This is a genomic window from Variovorax sp. 01T439_2, assembly GCF_056398445.1.
Map to the genome: position 1 here is coordinate 1 of NZ_JBFTPJ010001321.1, position 1,113 is coordinate 1,113.

Below are 1,113 nucleotides of genomic sequence, written 5' to 3' on the forward strand. Positions count from 1 at the left end.
GGCCGAGGACGTGGGCTGGGCCGCCAACAAGATCGTGCTGGGCAAGCTCAGCGGGCGCAATGCATTCAAGCAGCGGCTGCAGGAACTGGGCGTGACCATGGCCAGCGAAGCCGACATTAACGCCGCCTTCTTGCGCTTCAAGGAACTGGCGGACCGCAAGTCCGAAATTTTCGACGAGGACATCCTCGCGCTCGTCAGCGCTGAAGAGCACTCGAACGTTGACGAACAGTTTGCTTTTGTCTCGCTCTCGCAGCACAGTGAAACCGGCGAACGTCCCCAGGCCAAGGTTGTCTTCACCGTCCAGGGTAAGGAAGTCACTGGTGAATCCGATGGCAATGGCCCGGTCGATGCTTCTCTCAAGGCCATTGAATCGCATGTCAAGAGCGGCGCCGAAATGGTGCTTTACTCGGTGAATGCGATCAGTGGCTCGACAGAAAGCCAAGGAGAAGTTACAGTTCGGTTACAAAATGCGGGGCGGGTGGTCAACGGTGTCGGGGCAGATCCAGACATCGTGGTCGCGTCGGCAAAGGCTTATTTGAGTGCGCTCAACAAGTTACAGAGYCAAGCTGAGAAAGTGGCGGCACAAGGTTAGGTGACACGCGATTCTTGTTATTCGATTGAAGAACAGGACGCAAGTAACTGATATTGCGTGCCTTTTTTGATTTGGATACACTGCGGTTCTCAATTTCGCCGCTGGAGATTTATTAATGCCCGAAACCCGCCCCCGCCGAGTTTCCAGCCAGCGGTTCTTGCCCGCAGTCAAATTCGTCGCCGTCGCGCTCTGCGCCACGGCGTTTTTGCTGTCCGGTGCACAGGCCGCCAAGAAGGAAAAAACAACCGCCGCCAAGACCTCCGTGGCCAAGAAGTCCGCAGGACCGGTGCCGGTTGAAGTCAAACGCTCCGGCAAGGCGCCGCGCGGCGCCAAGGTCGCCGACAGAAGCGAGAAGGTCGTCCGTGGCGGCCGCAACGTGGTGGCTTCCATTCGCCAGAAGAACGGCAAGACCGTGGTTGCCGTGCAGCGACGCTCGGTGGTTCGCGTCGAAACGCCGGCGCGCCAGTCCTTCGGGCAACTGGCCGGCCTGCACGGAACCGACGACGCGCTCGACCTGAAGT

Annotated in this window: 1 protein-coding gene and 1 pseudogene; both read left to right on the top strand. The window is 59.1% G+C overall.

Annotated elements, in window-relative coordinates; all coding sequences use genetic code 11:
- The coding region (locus tag AC1DOC_RS34625) for an alpha-isopropylmalate synthase regulatory domain-containing protein (RefSeq protein ID WP_478131707.1) at positions 1–592 on the top strand (592 nt) is incomplete at its 5' end.
- Positions 593–707: 115 nt separating this feature from the next.
- Positions 708–1,113: pseudogene (locus AC1DOC_RS34630) on the top strand (D-alanyl-D-alanine carboxypeptidase); the annotation flags it as partial.